Source organism: Lysinibacillus sp. NPDC093216 (genome assembly GCF_050280325.1).
In the GTDB taxonomy this organism is placed as follows: Bacteria; Bacillota; Bacilli; order Bacillales_A; family Planococcaceae; genus Lysinibacillus.
The window spans coordinates 39,178-57,099 of sequence record NZ_JBNNVB010000023.1; the positions used below are offsets into that span (position 1 = coordinate 39,178).

Sequence of the window (17,922 nt, forward strand, 5' to 3'; positions counted from 1 at the left end):
CTACAGGGCTTATGTTGTTGTGTCCTATTAAATAAAGTCTGGGTCTTCGGCAAAATGAGGGATTGATTTCCGTTCCGACTGGACGCTTAGTTGTGTGACTAGTAGCCTAGAACGGGAATCATCATCATTTAAAGCGGCAGAACATTTCACAATATTTCCTTGATCATTTTGTTTTTCAACACTAAGAGCCGTGTAGCAGAAATTTGCTACACGGCTTTTTTAAATGGAAAAGTCTTCGGGGATAAAGACTTTTAATTGCTTTGGTCTGACAAATACATGGTCACCAACCTTAAGCTGCAGATTAGTAAATTGTTCTTTAGTCAGTTCTGCCTCTAAAAATTCATCTATATCTTCACGACGTAGCTCAATCTGCACGATAGGTCCGAGCAAATGAATATGGCTTACTTTGACGGGGACGGTGCCAGGTACGTTAGTTTTCTCAATATGAATATCATGGGGACGTACATAGCCTACTGCATGATCCTCTGTATGTTCTTGTACGCCAGGTACATCAATCGCAAATTCACCATGCAGGAGCTTACCATTATGTAATCGTCCTTTAAAGAGATTCACATTACCTAAAAAATCAAAAACAAAAGGGCTCTTTGGGTTTGTGTATACGTCGTCTGGGCTACCAATTTGCTCTATCTTGCCGTTGTTCATCACGACAATTCGGTCTGCAACATCAAGTGCCTCTTCCTGATCGTGTGTAACAAAAATGCTTGTTATATGAAAATCATCGTGAAGCTTTCGTAGCCAGCGCCGCAATTCCTTGCGTACCTTAGCATCCAGTGCTCCAAAAGGTTCATCTAATAAAAGCACCTTGGGCTCCACGGCGAGAGCTCTAGCAAGTGCAACACGCTGACGTTGCCCACCTGAAAGCTGAGTTGGGTAACGATCAGAAAAATTATCTAGTTTGACGAGTCGTAGAAGTTCCATCACTTTGTCCTTAATTTCAAGTTTAGAAGGTCTTGTTTTACGAGGGCGTACTTTAAGACCGTAAGCGACATTATCAAAAACTGTCATATGGCGAAAAAGCGCATAATGCTGGAATACAAAGCCTACATTTCGCTCCTTTGGATGACGATCTATCATCGATTGACCGTCAAATAAAATCTCGCCAACATCTGACGTTTCAAGCCCAGCAATAACGCGTAGTAAAGAAGTTTTGCCAGAACCAGATGGGCCGAGAAGGGCAACCAGTTCCCCTGATTGAATATGAAGTGAAACATCTTCTAAAGCTTGAAAGGAACCGAATTTTTTAGATACATTTTTAATTTGAATGCTCATGCTGACAATACCTCCTTTAGGCAGATTTTGATTTCCAAGCAATAATATCTTTAACGATAAGTGTAATAATGGCGATCACGCTCATCAATGAAGCAACGGCGAAGGCTGCTGCAAATTGGTATTCATTGTATAAAATTTCAATATGAAGGGGCATCGTATTTGTCATCCCTCTAATATGCCCTGATACAACAGAAACGGCACCAAATTCACCGATTGCCCGAGCATTACATAGGATAAGGCCGTACAATAAGCCCCATTTGATATTTGGCAATGTCACATGCCAAAATGTTTTAAAACCATTGGCACCAAGTGAAATGGATGCCTCCTCCTCAGAAGTGCCTTGTGTCTGCATAAGAGGAATAAGCTCCCGTGCAACAAAGGGCAACGTGACAAAGACAGTAGCTAGGACAATACCAGGTAGCGCAAAAACAATGTTAATGTCATGTTCAAATAGCCAATCCCCAAATAGTCCCTGTGAGCCAAATAACAAAATAAATACTAAACCTGCAATAACAGGAGATACTGCAAAAGGAAGATCGACAATCGTAAGTAATAGATTTTTCCCTTTAAAGTTGAACTTTGTTAAAGCCCAAGCAGCCATAACTCCAAAGATTGCGTTTATTGGTACTGCAATCGCGACGACAGTTAAGGTTAACTTAATAGCCGCCAATGCATCTGGATGTGTGATAGCTGCTACATATACGTCTACTCCTTTTTGAAAGGCAGTGGAAAAAATTGATACTAGCGGAAGCACAATGAACAATGCTAAAAAAGCTAGCGCAATAAAAGTTAGCGTATATCGGACAAAGCGAGGCTCTTGTAAGGCAGCAGACTTTGTCACTGCATTATTTTTTTCAGGAGCAACTTGCTGTATAAATGTTGACTGTTCCATAAATACCTCCTAATGTACAAAGCGACGATTTGCCAACCATTGTATTAAATTAATGCTAAATAATAGGATGAAGGACGTGACAAGCATGATCACTGCAATAGCAGTTGCACCAGCGTAGTCATATTGTTCGAGCTTTGTCATAATAATTAATGGCGTAATTTCAGTCTTCATCGGCATATTCCCGGCGATAAAAACAACAGAACCATACTCTCCTAGTGCACGTGCAAATGCTAATGAAAAACCTGTTAAAATGGCAGGAGCAAGCTCTGGAAAAATCACTTTACGAAAGGTTTGTAGACGAGTTGCTCCAAGGCTTGCAGAGGCTTCCTCAACCTCAGCACTAATATTTTGTAAGACAGGCTGCACAGTACGAACGACAAATGGTAGCCCGATAAATGTAAGGGCAATGATAATGCCGAGTGGTGTAAAGGCAATTTTAAAATTGAAAAATTGACCAATCCAACCATTTGGTGCATAGAGTGATGTTAAGGCAATGCCTGCTACAGCAGTTGGTAAAGCAAATGGTAAATCGACAAGCCCATCGATGATTCGTTTAAAGGGAAAGCTATAGCGCACAAGCACCCAAGCAATGATTGTGCCAAAAATAACATTTAATAAACCAGCAGCGAGAGCTGTACTGAAGCTTACCTTATAGGAAGCAACAGCACGAGGGTCGGTCACAATATTAACAAACTCTGTCCAGCTTAGAGACATTGTATGAATAAAAATCATCGATAGTGGCAATAAGACTAGCAAGCTAACATATAACATGGTATAGCCAAGAGAAAGGTGAAAGCCAGGGATAATGCGGCGTGTTTTCTTATTAGCAGTTAAACTACTCATAATAGATAGGTCTCCTTATTGAGGTACATAAATTTCGTCGAATGTACCACCATCTTTAAAATGTTTTGCTTGTGCTTCTGCCCAGCCACCGAAATCATCGATTGAAACAAGTTCAAGTTTTGGGAATTGCTCTTGATATTTTGCTAGAATTTTTTCATCTCGTGGTCGATAGTAATTTTTAGCAGCAATTTCTTGACCCCGCTTACTATATAAATGCTTTAAATAGGCCTCTGCTACTTCGCGTGTACCTTTTTTATCAACGATTTTGTCAACAATTGCCACAGGAGGCTCAGCTAAAATACTTAAAGAAGGTGTAATGATGTCAAACTCATCATCACCCAATTCATTAAGCGATAAATAGGCTTCATTTTCCCATGCAATTAAAACGTCACCAATTTTACGTTCAACAAAAGTTGTTGTAGCGCCGCGTGCACCAGAATCCAGCACCTCCACATTGCTATATAGAGCTTTCATAAATTCTTTTATTTTTGCCTCATCATTGTTATATAATTTCCCTGCATAGGCCCAAGCGGCTAAATAATTCCACCGTGCACCACCAGATGTTTTAGGGTTTGGTGTGATGACAGATACATCGTCTTTTATTAAATCATCCCAGTCTTTAATACCCTTTGGATTGCCTTTGCGTACTAAAAAGACAATAGTCGATGTATAAGGTGTAGAGTTATTTTCAAATTTTGTTTGCCAATCTTTTTTTAATAGGCCTCGAGCTTGTGCAATCTCATCAATATCGTAAGCTAGTGCTAGTGTCACAACATCAGCCTTCAGACCATCGATTACAGCTCGACCTTGTTTACCAGAGCCACCATGTGATTGTTTTATCGTTACATCTTGACCGGTTTCATCCTTCCATTTTTTTATAAAATCTTTGTTGAACTCCTCGTAAAGCTCACGTGTTGGATCATAAGATACATTTAATAGTTCTACAGTTTTTTTGGTATCCTGAGCACCTGTATCTTTTTCCGAAGAGCTACTACCACAACCTGTTAATGTCAGCGTTAATGCAGATATCAATGCTAACGATTGGAAAAGTTGTTTTCTTTTTTTCATAAAATATATCGCTCCTTTTTTGTCTAGAGAAACAAAAGGCCATCTACCAATACGATTTATAATCGTCATAAGTAGATGGCCTTCAGATCCTCTGATCAGCATTTTATATTGGTTTGGTTCAAAGCTTAGTTATACATTAAACATATATTTCCTATTAGTCAACATGGAATTAAAGATATTACTTTTGACCGGGATAAAAAATTTGGACTCATTGAAATGAATTTTTACAAAAACCTAGTTGACTACTAGGTGTACTTTAGTATATATTGGGTAATAAGAAAAATGATTGTAGAACGGGGTAGGCAATACTAGTGAACAATCATTACATAATGAACTAATAAGCTGGCTAGTAAAACTAGAGGCGTTTTAACAAAGACATGTCTATATATGTCTTTCGTTAGAACGCCTCTTTTTCGTTATGAGGGGGATTATATGCTAACATATGCAACTTGGCATGAGCCAACATTGAATTTTCAGGTAGACGAAACGAATAAGGGTGCATTGGAGGTTTTACAGTGGAGTTATGCTGAATATGGTGAGGATATCGTCTATGCATGTAGCTTTGGGATTGAGGGAATTGTCTTGATTGACCTTATTTCAAAGGTGAAGCCTAATGCTACGATTATCTTTTTAGATACAGATGTTCATTTTAAGGAAACATATGAAACAATTGATAAAGTAAAAGAAAAATATCCGCAGCTTAACATTATTATGCAAAAACCTGCACTGACACTCGAACAACAGGCAATAGAATTTGGTAATGAATTATGGAAGTCTAATCCAAATAAATGCTGCGAAATTCGCAAAATTGTGCCGTTACATGAAGCGTTAGCTGGAGCAAAGGCTTGGATTTCAGGCTTACGACGTGAACAATCACCAACCCGACAAAATATGAACTTTATCAATCATGACGATAAATTTAAATCCATTAAAATTTGTCCACTCATTCATTGGTCATGGAAGGATATCTGGCGGTATGTTTCAAAGCATAATTTGCCGTACAATCCTTTACATGATAAAGGCTATCCAAGCATTGGCTGTGAGCATTGTACAAAACCAGCATTTACAATGGATGATTTGCGTTCAGGTAGATGGCAGGGGTCTGGTAAAACTGAGTGTGGATTACATGAGTAAAGGAGTTTTGCCATGCTTGAATATGTAGCAATAGCGATTAGTTTATTTTTTGCGATGAATATAGGTGCTAGTGGAGCGGCAGCCTCAATGGGAGTTGCTTACGGAGCAGGTGCCATCAAAAAAGCTTGGCAAGCATTGCTCATTTGCTCAGTAGGAGTTTTTTCTGGGGCAGTTCTTGGAGGTGGAGAGGTAGTAAAAACAATCAGCTCCGGCATAATGCCGCAGGAGTACATTACAGTAAAGATTGTCATTATTATATTGGTTTCTGCGACAAGCTCACTATTTCTCGCCAATCTTTTAGGCATTCCGTTATCAACAAGTGAAGTGACAGTAGGAGCAGTTGTAGGTGTAGGGATTGCCTACAAAGTGTTATATATTAAATCATTGCTTGTCATCATATCGTTTTGGGTAATAGTGCCAATCATAGCGTTTGTCATTGCATTTGTCTTTGGGAAGTGGCTGTATAAATTACGAGTTAAAGGTTTGTTAAAAGATCATCCAATATTAACGATTCTCCTTGTGTTTGCAGGATTTTTCGAAGCATTTTCAGCAGGGATGAATAACGTAGCAAATGCAATTGGGCCTCTTGTTGGTGCAGGAATGATGAGTGTAACAACTGGAATATTGCTTGGTGGGGCATTTGTGGCGCTTGGGGCGGTGCTACTAGGAAAACGTGTGCTTGAAACAAACGGAAAAAAAATTATGCGCTTTGAAAAGGCAGAAGGAATATTAATATCGAGTACAGGTGCATTTCTAGTCGGTATAAGCTCTATCTTTGGGCTTCCCGTACCATTAACACAAGTAACATCCTCTTCGATTATCGGAATGGGGATGGCCAAAGACGGGAAACAAATTTTCCATAAGCATATTGTGAAAAAAATAATCCGTATTTGGATTGTCTCGCCAATCCTTTCTTTAGCCATTTCCTATTTTTTAGTACAACTTTTTTTAGAGAAAGATGTCTATGCCATCGTATTAATTGGCAGTATTATTGTTGGAACACTGGGTGTCATTAGTTTAATGCGAACAATGCGTGAAGAAGAGCGCTCAATATACGATGCGGGTGAAGGAATTTAAATATCCGGTTGAGGAGGAAAGCCGATCAAATCAGAGGAGTACCCGATCACTTTTGAAAGGAAGCCGATCAAATCAGAGGAGATGCCCGATCACTTTTGAAAGGAAGCCAGTCAATTGCAGAAGCCTCAATTTGCCTAAGACAAAAAATCAATAAAATATGCAAATACACTTAAATATAAATGAGTAATTTTATAGAACTAGGAGGAGATTTTGATGAGTTTACAACCACATGGTGGACTATTAGTGCAAGCCTTTAATCCAGAGAAGGATGTAACGCATATAAATAAAGTTATCGAGCTTGATGCCATTGCACTGAGTGATTTAGAGTTAATTGCTATCGGTGGTTACAGTCCAATTGAAGGTTTTTTAACGCAGGAAGATTATGAATCCGTTGTTGAACATACACGTTTAGCGTCAGGCGTGGTATGGAGTATTCCGATTACATTACCTGTAGCAAAGGATGTAGCGACAACATTGCAGCCTGGTGATGAGGCAAAACTAGTATTCGGTGATGCTGTTTATGGTGTTATTGAAGTTGCCGATATTTATGAGCCAAATAAACGGAAAGAGGCATTGTTAATATACGGCACGGAGGATATACAGCATCCAGGTGTTAACAAGTTGCTTGAACGTCCAAGTATTTATGTGGGTGGAAAAATTACATTAGTAAAACGTCTAGAGCAAAAGTTTCCTGGCTATTCATTCGATCCGCTTGAAACACGAAAGCTTTTTGCTGAAAAGGGTTGGAAAACAATTGTTGGCTTCCAAACACGGAATCCTGTGCATCGAGCACATGAATATATTCAAAAGGCTGCACTTGAAACAATTGATGGATTATTTTTAAATCCGCTAGTTGGGGAAACGAAGTCAGACGATGTTTCAGCTGCAATTCGCATGGAAAGTTACGAAGTTTTACTACAAAATTATTATCCTGAAAAACGCGTGCAATTAGGCGTGTTTCCAGCTGCAATGCGTTATGCAGGGCCAAAGGAAGCTATCTTCCATGCACTTGTACGAAAAAATTATGGCTGTACGCATTTTATCGTTGGGCGTGACCATGCAGGTGTTGGTGATTACTATGGCACATACGATGCACAAAAAATCTTTGAACAATTTACGGAAGATGAATTAGGAATTGTTCCTTTAAAATTTGAGCATAGCTTCTATTGCAACATATGTGAAGGCATGGCAACGACGAAAACTTGTGCACATGATAGCTCAGCACATGTTATTTTATCGGGTACTAAGGTTCGTGAAATGTTACGTAATGGCGAAGTACCACCAAGTACATTTAGTCGTAAAGAGGTTGTGGATGTACTAATTAAAGGGATGCGTAAGGAGGTTTTAAAGTGAGTTCAAACATCGTTTGGCATGAAGCGTCCATTACGAAAGAGGAGCGTCGTACACAAAACAAGCATCAAAGCTTTATTTTATGGTTCACTGGTTTATCAGCATCAGGAAAATCTTCTGTGGCGAATGCCTTCGCGCGCCGACTCTTTGAACGGGGCAATCAAGCATTTGTCTTAGATGGTGATAATGTTCGCCATGGCTTAAATAAGGATTTAGGATTCGACGAAACAAGCCGTAAAGAAAATATACGACGTATTGGAGAGGTATCTAAGCTTTTTGTGGAAAATGGACAAATTGTTCTAACTGCTTTTATTTCACCTTACCGTGAAGATCGTCAAGTTGTCCGTGAGCTTGTGGAAGCCGGAGAATTTATAGAGGTCTATGTGAAGTGTTCTGTTGAAACATGTGAAAAACGTGATCCAAAAGGTCTTTATAAAAAAGCTCGTAATGCGGAAATTCCAAACTTTACTGGGATTAGTGCACCCTATGAAGAACCGGAAAACCCAGAAATTATTTTAGACACAGAACGCCATTCTATCGAAGAATGCGTAGAACAGCTCACAGACATATTAACTTTAAAAGGATATATATACTAAATCTGTTTTCTTAAAGAATCTGCTTACTTATGATGAGCAGATTTTTTTAACTTCTTTCAGCGAATGTTTTTTGTACCGAAAGCGAAGCGACAGCAACAATTATGCCGAAGTATAATTAATTGGTAGATTTACCTGTTTATAATAGAATGATTCCATATATTGTGAGATGATTAAATCATCAAACGTTATAGGAGATGAAAGAAATGAGCATACATATTCAACTATTAACTGAGGATGTTGTAAACCAGAAATTATTAAATGAAATATTGGAACTATGGAATGAAAATGCCATAGAAACGGCAGATTGTGAATTAGGGGAGAGTGAAAGGAAGGGAATTCAAGAACAGCTGGAACAATATATTCATTCAAAATATGGGGCCATTTATATAGCAACGAATGAAAATAATGAAATGATTGGTTTTGGATTGGCATCGATCAAAAAGGATTTTATTTACGATATGAACTACGGTCAAATAGACGAGGTTTATGTAGTACCAGTATATAGAAGACAGAAGGTTGCTAAACGTCTAGTAGATGATTTAGTGAATTGGTTTAATGACGAACATGATACTACTGTAGTAAATGTCTATGTAGATTTAGAAAATGACTTAGCACTAAACTTTTGGGAAGGCATTGGTTTAGAGAAGGAATTTTTTATGCTATCAAATAATTAAAAAAAGTTGGCCAATGAAGTTTATTCATTGGCCAACTATTTTTGAAAAGTTATTTAATGCCTTGTTCCTTTTTCATCCGATCAATTTCAGGTCCCAGCTCGTCGTGTACTGTGCCTTTCCAAGGTTTTACGCCAGCGATGTATGAGGAGCGAGCCATAATATGCCCTCCGACAGGACCTGTGATAAACAGGAACAGTATACCGAGCAAAATGCGGGGATTAAAGTGATCTTCAATCAGCCAAAAGTGAAAGAATACGCCAATGAGTACGCACATGACACCGAGCGTTGCACTTTTAGAAGCAGCGTGCGCACGTGTGTACAAATCAGGTAAACGGACAAGACCAATGGCTGTCACAACTATAAATAGCACCCCTACAGAAATGAAAAAGATAACTAAACTATTAGCGAGAATTGTCACGTTTAATGATATCTCCTTTCTCTATGAATTTAGAGAAAGCAACAGTACCGATAAACGATAAAATCGCTAACAATAATATAATCTCCAGGAAGAAGCTTGTTTCAACCAGTACTGAAAACAGTCCAATTAGCGAGATTACTGATACACCTAATGAATCCAATGCTACTACACGATCGGATGCAGAAGGTCCTTTAACCATTCGATAAATGACTGCAATCATTGATAAGCAAATCACTACAATCGAAGCAATAATAAATGTTGTCATGATTTACTCACCTCCAAAATCGCTTTCTCAAATGAATCTCGAATTGCTGTAATCGCTTCATCGACATCACTCATATCGATAGCATGTACATACAAAGTTTTTGCATCATCTGATACATGCACTACTATTGTACCAGGTGTTAACGTAATAAGACTTGATAATAAAGTAATTTCCCATTCTTCTGTTAAAACAGTCGGATAGGCAAAGAATGCAGGCTGCATATCCAACTTAGGCTTTAAGACTACTTGAAGAACTTGTATATTCGCTAACACTAACTCCTTTAAAAAGAGTAACGTCAGTTTAATCATTGCCCATATACGGTAGACGTAAAGTCGGGTAGTAAAAAACCTTCGCATAATAATGAGCAATATAATACCGAGAATGAACCCAACGATAAAGCCTGTTGCTGTGTAATTAGAAGAAAGGAACATCCAAACGAAGGCAAGTACAACATTTAAAATAATTTGAAATGCCATATCTCTAATCCCCCTTCATTACAGCATCTATATAAATAGATGGATCACTTAATAGTTTTGCCGCATCGTCCATAAATGGAGTAATCCATTCAGAGCCTACACCATAGGCTACAGTAATGAGTACTAAAAGCACAGTAGGCACAAATAGAGTATTGTAGACTTTTTTATCGACAGTACCCGTTGTTTCTTTTTCTTCACCCCAAAAGGCATAAAGGAAAATACGAATAACAGACAATAAAACGAGAAGAGACGAAGCTAAAATAAAAATACTGCTCCATTTACTGCCTGCTTCAAAGCCTCCCTGTACAATCAACAGCTTTCCAACGAAGCCACTAAGTGGAGGAATCCCTGCTAGACCAAATGCTGCAATTAAATAGCACCAACCAAGAGCAGGATATTTATTCATAAGACCGCCCATTTTTCGTAAATCAGATGTACCCGTAATGTAAATCACTATGCCTATTAACATAAAGAGCGCTGCTTTTATAAGCATGTCATGAATTAAATAGAACATTGCACCTTTTAGGGAGATTTCATTCATTTGAGATACACCGAATAAAATAACACCTACAGCTATGACAATATTATAGATAATGATGAGCTTTACATCGTGATAGGCAAGTGCACCAATACAGCCCGCAATAATTGTTGCAACTGCTAATGCCATCAGTAGATCATGTGTATACGATAAATCATGAACAAAGAACAATGTATATGTTCGAGTAATCGCATAAATGCCCACCTTTGTTAGTAGTGCACCAAATAGCGTTAGTACTGGTATAGGTGCTGCTGCATAAGAAGTTGGAAGCCAAAAGTATAGCGGGAAAATAGCCGCTTTTAACCCAAATACCATTAAAAATAGTACAGCGATAACAGTAACGATACCTGGTTGATTAATTTCAGCAATCTTTACTGCAATATCTGCCATGTTTAATGTACCTACTACAGAGTAAAGGTAGGCAACTGTAATAACAAATAATGCAGATGAAATAACATTAATTAAAATATATTTAATAGAACCTTTAAGCTGTCCTTTCTCGCCCCCAAGAACGATGAGTAAATAAGAGGCCATTAACAATACCTCGAAGAATACGAAAAGGTTAAAAATATCGCCTGTCGTAAATGCCCCGTTAACCCCGGTTAAAATAAACATAATTCCAGGATAGTAGAAGAAGCGTTCACGTTCCTTTGTGATGGAACCGAAGCCATACCAAACAACAAAAAGTGCGATCAGCAGCGTTGTTGTGACAAGCAGTGCGGACACCATATCAGAAACCATCGTAATGCCATATGGCACAGGCCAATCTCCGAATGTCACCTTTTGGATACCGTCATTTTTCACCTTTAAAAGTAGTGAAATCGCTGATGTAAGTGCGAGCCCTATACCAAGTAATGTGAATGAACGTTGGTATTTTAAGTTTTTTTGCCCAAACATTAAAATCATACCGAAGAAAAACGGGATGATAATTGGCAGTAGAAGGAAGTTATTCATCCTCATCACTTCCTCTCATTAAGCTTATATCATCTGTCTCAAGCTCCTGATAAGAACGGTATGCTAGTACAAGGAAGAAAGCTGTTACCCCAAAACTAATAACAATCGCTGTTAAAATAAGCGCCTGTGGTAATGGGTCTGCAAAAGTTTTTGCCCCTTCCTTTAAAACAGGTGGTGCTTCTCCACCTAGCCCGCCCATCGTTAAAATGAGAAGATGAGCGCCATGACTTAAAAGGCCTGTCCCGATAATAATACGCAATAAGCTTTTAGATAAGATTAAATAAACCGCTGCCATAAACAGAAAGCCTATGACAAACGCCATCAATATTTCCATTATTCATCCTCCCCAATCGTTTGAATAATGGTCATCGTAACGCCGACAACAACCAAATAGACACCGCTATCAAAAAGCATAGCCGTGTGTAATGACTGTTTGCCTAGAAGCGGTAAATCGAAATAATCAAAGAAATGTGTAAAAAACGGTTGACCTACAAACATTGGGAAAGCGGCTGTTGCCAGTGCAAGTAGTAAGCCAATTGCTGTTAAATACGTATAATTTATAGGTAAAACCTTACGAACCGTATTTAAATCAAAGGCAAGGACTAAGAGTACAATAGCACTCGATGTTAAAAGTCCACCAACAAAGCCGCCTCCAGGTGTGTAATGACCAGCGAGAAAAATATGAATGGAGAAGAAGAAAATAATGAAGAATACAATTTTTGTTGTAAATTGTATAATGACATCATTTGTTTTCATGTGTTTTCTCCTTTCTATTCATGCGTAGCTTTATCATTGCTAAAATAGCCATTCCAGCAATAGCTAGTACTGTAATTTCAAATAATGTATCAAAGCCACGGTAGTCTACTAAGATCACGTTGACAATGTTTCCACCGCCTGCTTTTGAATAAACTGTTTCCTCATAATACTTCGAAATAGTTGGAATCAATTTTTGTGAATGTGCAGACAGTGCTAAAAGCGTAACCATAACACCGACTGCAATGGAAACAATCGCGCGATTTAATTGGAATCTCATGCGCTCTTCTCGTTTTCCAAGCTTAGGCAGATGATAAAACGCTAGTAAAAATAGCGCAACAGAAATTGTTTCAATGACAAGCTGTGTTAATGCTAAATCAGGAGCATTAAAAATAACGAAGAATAATGCTACTGTGTAGCCCACTGCACCAAGACCTATAATGGCTGTTAAACGTGATTTTGCTAAAATAGTAATGGCTGTTCCAACGACTAACACCAAAACTAAAATGATCTCGTAAGGATGAATAGGTGCAGTATCTTGGAAGGAGACTGTAAAAGCATCCTTCACAAATAAAGAACCTATTACAATTGCTGTAATGCTACTAAACATATACAGCAGGTAGTGACGCATAGAGCCTGTCATATAAAGACGTGATACGCGATTTAACCCAACATCTAGTCCAAGCATAATCTTGTTGTATGCATTATTTAATGTTAAAGCTCGTGGGAATTTTTGATAAATACCCTGCCATTTCGGTAACGCTACAAATAATAGAACCCCAACAATTACTATGCCAAACGTCATAAGCAATTCAGGTGTAATTTCACCATGCCAGGCTGCCACATGAATATCAATATCCTTCGGTGAATCATATAAGAATGGCTGAATAGCTTGTACTGCTGGCTTTACAAAAGTATCACCAACTAGGTTCGGAATAAAGAATATTGTTACGACTAATGCTGCTAAAATCATCGGCGAAATTAGCATGCCAATCGGTGCTTCGTGTGGTTTATGAGGTAATTTTTCTGGTGTATATTTACCAGTAAATGTTCTGAAAACAAAATAGAAGCTATAGACAAATGTAAATATACTAGCAATCCAAGCAACAATCGGGAAGAGTGCTCCCCATGTTTCAAAGCCTAAAAATTCGAAATTTTGCAGTGCAAGCATTGCAGTTAAAAACATTTCCTTACTTAAGAAGCCATTAAATGGCGGTAGACCAGCCATTGATAAGCTTCCGATTGCCGCTACTGTAAAGCTAAGCGGCATAATACTCATTAAGCCTCCGAGCTTACGAATATCACGTGTACCTGTTTCATGATCGACAATACCAGCAATCATGAATAGGCTTCCTTTAAATGTTGCGTGGTTAATAAGGTGGAAAATCGCCGCAAAGGCAGCAAATTTAATAGTATCTGTTGCCCCGTTGCCATGAAACGCCAAAGCACTTGCGCCGAGCAATGACATTATAAGTCCAAGCTGACTCACTGTAGAGAAAGCAAGGATCCCTTTTAAATCTGTTTGCTTCACAGCAAAGAATGAACCCCAGAATAGCGTTAAGATACCTACGCCTGTAACGAGCCATACCCAAAGCTCAGAAACAGCAAAAATCGGTGTAAAGCGTGCAACTAAATAAATACCTGCCTTTACCATTGTTGCAGAGTGAAGGTATGCACTTACTGGTGTTGGCGCTTCCATTGCATCTGGTAACCAAATGTAGAATGGGAATTGGGCAGATTTCGTAAATGCTCCTAGAAGTATTAAAACGAGCGACCAGGTGAACAGCGGATGCTGCACTAAACTAGGTGCCATGATAATAAGTTCACGGATTGAATACGTTCCTCCCATTATATAAAGAAGGATGAATCCTCCTAACATCATTAAGCCGCCACCGACTGTAATCATCATTGACTTAAGTGCACCAAAGCGAGAGGCATCACGAGAATACCAATAGCCAATCAGTAAAAATGATGAAATAGATGTTAGTTCCCAAAAGAAGTACAGCGTAATTAAATGATCTGACTGTACTACTCCTAGCATTGCGGTCATAAATAATAATAGGTAAACATAAAAATTATGTAATTTTTCTTTATGTTTGTCTAAGTAAAAAATAGAGTAAAGTACGACTAATGAGCCAATTCCAGTAATCAGTAATGAGAACAGCAAGCTAAGTCCATCTAAATAAGAAACGATGGAAATATCAAGCGATGGAATCCAAGGAAGCTCTTCAAGAAATACTTTACCATCTGCTACTTTTCCGATATAAGACGCGTAAATAATCGCGAGTGTAGCAGGTACCGCAAGAACAAACCAGCCTGTGTGAATATTTTTAATGCTTTTATATAAAAGTGGCACAAATATTGCAGCAAGCATTGGAATGAAAATATAAAGTACTTGTAACAAAAAAATCCTCCTTTATGCAGATAAGTATGTTAATTATATCGTACTTTTTGTATGAATGCATATGCTCATAGGATTTAGCTTGCGATAGTGGAAGAATTTTGGATATATTATAAATAGGAAGTTATCAATAATAATAGAGGAAAAAAATTTATGAAGAACCCTTATATTTATGGTTATCTACCATTAATTACGATTTTATTGTTTAGTTTGACATTTGGAATGTATGCAGTAAGTGAATCGTTGCTAGTTTTTCATGCAATCGGTGTGTATTCCGGCATGCGTGAGTTTTTATCCGATTTCGAGCTCCGTGTATTCTTGCTAATTGTCTTTGCAGTAATCTTTTTTATGTTATTTTCGGCATTAAAATTAGTAGGGGAAACTATTCATGAACTAGGAATGTTGTTTTTCTCAAAGGATCATGATGGTGCGACAGTTAATCAAGCACGAGGTGGATACATCATTTTATTGGTTGGTGCAATCTGTTCAGCCTTTGCTATTCAATTTATTTACGTTTTAGTAGGTATTTTTATCTTAACTGTTTTTATCTACTTTATTTACCTTATCTATAAAATGAGTCATTTTATGTCGATGGGTGGAACGATTGGCTTATTAGTATTTGAGCTTTTTATGTGGACAATACTATTATCGCTATTAGTTTATGTTGTTTTAAAATTGTATAATGGTATTTTGGCAAGCTTACCGTTTGCTCATTAAATGCCGTGGTTTATTAAATTACATAGTAACGTTAAAACAATAAAGGAGCAGCCCTAGAGTGAAGAATTTCACTCAGGGCTGCTCCTTTTAACTTCTTACAGCGGTTGTCCAAACATCTGTACCTGTCGCTACGCTTTCGGTACAAAAGACATCCGCTGTAAGAAGTTAAGCCTCCGGCGGATGTCACGGAATCGGAAAGGAGTGCTTAAAGGATGTTAGCCTAAAATCATCGCATCCATGCGATAACGGCTAACTGACCTGCATCGGTAAAAACGCCAGGTCCTGTGGCATTACCGAAACGACCGACATCGTGTCGGCTCTCACGCAGGCCTAAGCACAAAGCCGATTCCGGACGTATTGTTTATCTGTGCGGAAGCGAAGCGACAGCAACAAATGTTTTATGTAGCGAAAGCAAAGCGTCAGCTACAATTATGCCGAGGCATAATTGATTTTTATTCCAGTAAAACATTAAATAGCTTGTGGTGAATCTTATAAGATTCTAAACTCTCCATAGATTGTGGCTTATCGTAGCCAAGCCATACTGCTGCAGTGTATTCATCATTTAATCCAGCAAGCCAGTAGTCGCGATAGTCGTTAGTTGTTCCCGTTTTGGCACCGACATAGTTACTTCTACTATAAACGCCTTGTCCTGTACCTTTAGTAACAACATCTGTAAGCATCGAACGCATATACTTAACCGTTTTCGGTGACCAAATTTGATCGCGTGCTGAATCCCAGCTGTAAAGCTCCGTGCCATCAGATGCTGTTACTTTACGGATGCTATGGGCAAGTACGTATGAGCCGTCTATAAAGCTTGTATAAGCATCTGCTAGCTCAAGTGCTGTAACACCATACGTTAACCCTCCCAAAGAGGCAGGAGCATAATCATGGTCTTTTGCCACGATGGAGCGGAAATGAAAGCGATCTAAGTAACTAAAGGCTGTGTCAATTCCGACTGTGTTAAAGAGACGAAGAGCCGATGTATTGTAACTATTTCGAAATGCTACTCGAATTGGTACATCACCGTATTTAAAGCCTCCATAGTTTTGCGGACAAAATGAACCGACACAATAACTGCCACCACTTACTATAGAATCAGGTGTGTGAGCTGTCGTTTCAAAGAAAGGAGCGTACACCGCTAACGGTTTAAAGGCAGAGCCTGGCTGACGCGTACCTTGAAAGGCACGATGATAACCAAACTTCTCGTAGTTTTTCCCAGCATAAAGACTAACAACTTCTCGGGATGTATTATCAATAACTGCTCCAGCTGCTTGTAATTTACCTGAGCCTAGAATTGCAGTCATTTTTTTCTCATCATGTGCTTGTTTGTCTGGGTCAAGCGCGGTATAAATCGTTAATCCATTTTGGAATAATGTATTGAGTCGATTGTCTAGCTGCGCTTTGATTTTTTTCTTCTCTTCCTCGCCTTGTGTATTTGCAAGTCGATCTGAATAACCTTCTTTTTCTGCAACTAACCATCTAAGCTCTTGTAGGACATACGTGCTGTACATAGGGTAGCTTTGCGCTTTATTCTTTACATTTAACGTTATAGTTTCAGCTTTATATGTAGTGGCATCTTCTTTTGTTATAGCGCCACTCGCTGCGAGTGTATCTAATAACCGCTCTTGCCTCGCTTTTGTTTTATCAAAGTTTTTTAAAGGATTATAAAGCGAGGGGTTATTTGGAATGGCAGCAATAAAAGCAATTTCAGCTATAGATAGCTCTTGGAGTGGTTTTTGAAAATAATATGTAGCTGCTCCACCAATTCCATAAACTTGATTGCTAAAATAGGCTTCATTTAGATACATCGTTAAAATCTCGTCTTTATCAAATTCTTTCTCAAGCTCATAGGAGTAAAAAATCTCTGTTAATTTTCGTTCATATGTTTTTTCATCGGATAAATAACGCATACGAACGAGCTGCTGTGTAATGGTGCTAGCACCTTGAGAAGCTGAATTTGAGCTTGAGTTAGCAACAACTGCACGGATGATCGCACTGAGGTCAAAGCCGATATGCTCATAAAAATGTGCGTCCTCACTTGCGATAAAAATTTCCTGGGCAATTTTTGGGGTTTCCTGTAATGTTAGAGGTTGACGCCATTCGACATATTCCTCGCTAAATGTTTTGCCGTTTCGATCAATAAGTGTTACTGGAAGCTGTGGCTGTACTTCCGGTAAATGAATAGCACTAGCAATTTCCTCCTCATGCGCTTGTGCCGCATTGATCTCTGTCCTAATATTTGTACTAATCCACCAAAGGACAGGTAAGGACAGTAAAATGATAAAAAAACCAAAAGCCTTTTTCATGTGTGCCTCCACTCTAAATATGAGTCACTCAACAGAATAACATAATTTGGATAGTTTCCAAATACGCGTTACGACCTATTTGTATTTATCAAATAATTAATTTTGCCATGAAGTTGGAGATGACGGTTGTTAAAGCTTATTAATGATTGGAGTAGAGGCTGGGCGACATA

General features: G+C 38.5%; 18 protein-coding genes. 6 read left to right on the forward strand and 12 right to left on the reverse strand.

Features of this window, described 5'->3' with window-relative positions:
• Positions 1 to 219 precede the first annotated feature (219 nt).
• Genes ACQKOG_RS20610 through ACQKOG_RS20625 form a run of 4 tightly spaced genes read right to left on the reverse strand, consistent with a single transcriptional unit; the run spans position 220 to position 4,093 of the window.
• Positions 220 to 1,290 (reverse strand): sulfate/molybdate ABC transporter ATP-binding protein, encoded by a 1,071-nt coding sequence (locus ACQKOG_RS20610; RefSeq protein WP_370078045.1) that lies wholly within the window; start codon positions 1,288 to 1,290, stop codon positions 220 to 222.
• 16 nt (positions 1,291 to 1,306) lie between these two features.
• Entirely contained in the window at positions 1,307 to 2,182 is an 876-nt protein-coding gene (gene cysW, locus ACQKOG_RS20615; protein WP_370078043.1) for a sulfate ABC transporter permease subunit CysW, read from the reverse strand.
• Positions 2,183 to 2,191: 9 nt separating this feature from the next.
• Positions 2,192 to 3,025, reverse strand: coding sequence for a sulfate ABC transporter permease subunit CysT (gene cysT, locus ACQKOG_RS20620; protein ID WP_402869267.1), 834 nt, complete (start codon positions 3,023 to 3,025; stop codon positions 2,192 to 2,194).
• A 15-nt stretch (positions 3,026 to 3,040) separates the two neighbouring features.
• Positions 3,041 to 4,093 (reverse strand): sulfate ABC transporter substrate-binding protein, encoded by a 1,053-nt coding sequence (locus ACQKOG_RS20625; protein ID WP_370078039.1) that lies wholly within the window; start codon positions 4,091 to 4,093, stop codon positions 3,041 to 3,043.
• Between the two features lie 432 nt (positions 4,094 to 4,525).
• On the opposite strand from ACQKOG_RS20625, the gene ACQKOG_RS20630 reads away from it, so the two are divergent.
• The 5 genes from ACQKOG_RS20630 (at position 4,526) to ACQKOG_RS20650 (ending at position 8,924) form a co-directional block, all read left to right on the forward strand.
• Positions 4,526 to 5,227 carry a phosphoadenylyl-sulfate reductase gene (locus ACQKOG_RS20630; RefSeq protein WP_427448188.1) on the forward strand — a complete coding sequence of 234 codons (702 nt, stop codon included), beginning with the start codon at positions 4,526 to 4,528 and terminating at the stop codon, positions 5,225 to 5,227.
• Positions 5,228 to 5,239: 12 nt separating this feature from the next.
• Positions 5,240 to 6,304, forward strand: a complete 1,065-nt coding sequence (locus ACQKOG_RS20635; RefSeq protein ID WP_370078035.1) for an inorganic phosphate transporter — start codon at positions 5,240 to 5,242, stop codon at positions 6,302 to 6,304.
• Between the two features lie 213 nt (positions 6,305 to 6,517).
• Positions 6,518 to 7,657 carry a sulfate adenylyltransferase gene (gene sat / locus ACQKOG_RS20640; RefSeq protein WP_370078033.1) on the forward strand — a complete coding sequence of 380 codons (1,140 nt, stop codon included), beginning with the start codon at positions 6,518 to 6,520 and terminating at the stop codon, positions 7,655 to 7,657.
• On the forward strand, positions 7,654 to 8,250 hold the full coding sequence (gene cysC, locus ACQKOG_RS20645) for an adenylyl-sulfate kinase (RefSeq protein WP_370078031.1): 597 nt from the start codon (positions 7,654 to 7,656) through the stop codon (positions 8,248 to 8,250). Before sat ends, cysC begins: the two co-directional genes overlap by 4 nt.
• 203 nt (positions 8,251 to 8,453) lie before the next feature.
• Positions 8,454 to 8,924, forward strand: a complete 471-nt coding sequence (locus tag ACQKOG_RS20650; protein WP_370078029.1) for a GNAT family N-acetyltransferase — start codon at positions 8,454 to 8,456, stop codon at positions 8,922 to 8,924.
• 49 nt (positions 8,925 to 8,973) lie between these two features.
• Here the strand turns inward: ACQKOG_RS20650 and mnhG are convergent, their stop codons facing one another.
• From mnhG to ACQKOG_RS20685, 7 genes are read right to left on the reverse strand one after another with little or no spacing between them, the layout of a single operon-like run.
• A complete protein-coding gene (gene mnhG / locus ACQKOG_RS20655; RefSeq protein WP_370078027.1) occupies positions 8,974 to 9,342 on the reverse strand; it encodes a monovalent cation/H(+) antiporter subunit G in 369 nt (122 codons plus the stop codon).
• Positions 9,326 to 9,607: a Na(+)/H(+) antiporter subunit F1 gene (locus ACQKOG_RS20660; RefSeq protein WP_142510536.1), complete on the reverse strand. Its 282-nt coding sequence runs from the start codon at positions 9,605 to 9,607 to the stop codon at positions 9,326 to 9,328. The genes mnhG and ACQKOG_RS20660 overlap by 17 nt, the downstream gene beginning before the upstream one ends.
• On the reverse strand, positions 9,604 to 10,083 hold the full coding sequence (locus tag ACQKOG_RS20665; protein WP_370078025.1) for a Na+/H+ antiporter subunit E: 480 nt from the start codon (positions 10,081 to 10,083) through the stop codon (positions 9,604 to 9,606). Before ACQKOG_RS20665 ends, ACQKOG_RS20660 begins: the two co-directional genes overlap by 4 nt.
• A 4-nt stretch (positions 10,084 to 10,087) precedes the next feature.
• Positions 10,088 to 11,575 (reverse strand): Na+/H+ antiporter subunit D, encoded by a 1,488-nt coding sequence (locus ACQKOG_RS20670; protein WP_427448189.1) that lies wholly within the window; start codon positions 11,573 to 11,575, stop codon positions 10,088 to 10,090.
• A complete protein-coding gene (locus tag ACQKOG_RS20675) occupies positions 11,568 to 11,909 on the reverse strand; it encodes a Na(+)/H(+) antiporter subunit C (RefSeq protein ID WP_249106769.1) in 342 nt (113 codons plus the stop codon). The genes ACQKOG_RS20670 and ACQKOG_RS20675 overlap by 8 nt, the downstream gene beginning before the upstream one ends.
• Positions 11,909 to 12,331 carry a Na(+)/H(+) antiporter subunit B gene (locus tag ACQKOG_RS20680; protein ID WP_370078021.1) on the reverse strand — a complete coding sequence of 141 codons (423 nt, stop codon included), beginning with the start codon at positions 12,329 to 12,331 and terminating at the stop codon, positions 11,909 to 11,911. Before ACQKOG_RS20680 ends, ACQKOG_RS20675 begins: the two co-directional genes overlap by 1 nt.
• Entirely contained in the window at positions 12,318 to 14,732 is a 2,415-nt protein-coding gene (locus ACQKOG_RS20685; RefSeq protein ID WP_402869257.1) for a Na+/H+ antiporter subunit A, read from the reverse strand. Before ACQKOG_RS20685 ends, ACQKOG_RS20680 begins: the two co-directional genes overlap by 14 nt.
• 150 nt (positions 14,733 to 14,882) lie before the next feature.
• On the opposite strand from ACQKOG_RS20685, the gene ACQKOG_RS20690 reads away from it, so the two are divergent.
• On the forward strand, positions 14,883 to 15,446 hold the full coding sequence (locus ACQKOG_RS20690) for a DUF5366 family protein (RefSeq protein WP_370078017.1): 564 nt from the start codon (positions 14,883 to 14,885) through the stop codon (positions 15,444 to 15,446).
• Between the two features lie 452 nt (positions 15,447 to 15,898).
• Here the strand turns inward: ACQKOG_RS20690 and ACQKOG_RS20695 are convergent, their stop codons facing one another.
• Entirely contained in the window at positions 15,899 to 17,752 is a 1,854-nt protein-coding gene (locus ACQKOG_RS20695) for a transglycosylase domain-containing protein (protein ID WP_402869254.1), read from the reverse strand.
• Between the last annotated feature and the right edge of the window lie 170 nt (positions 17,753 to 17,922).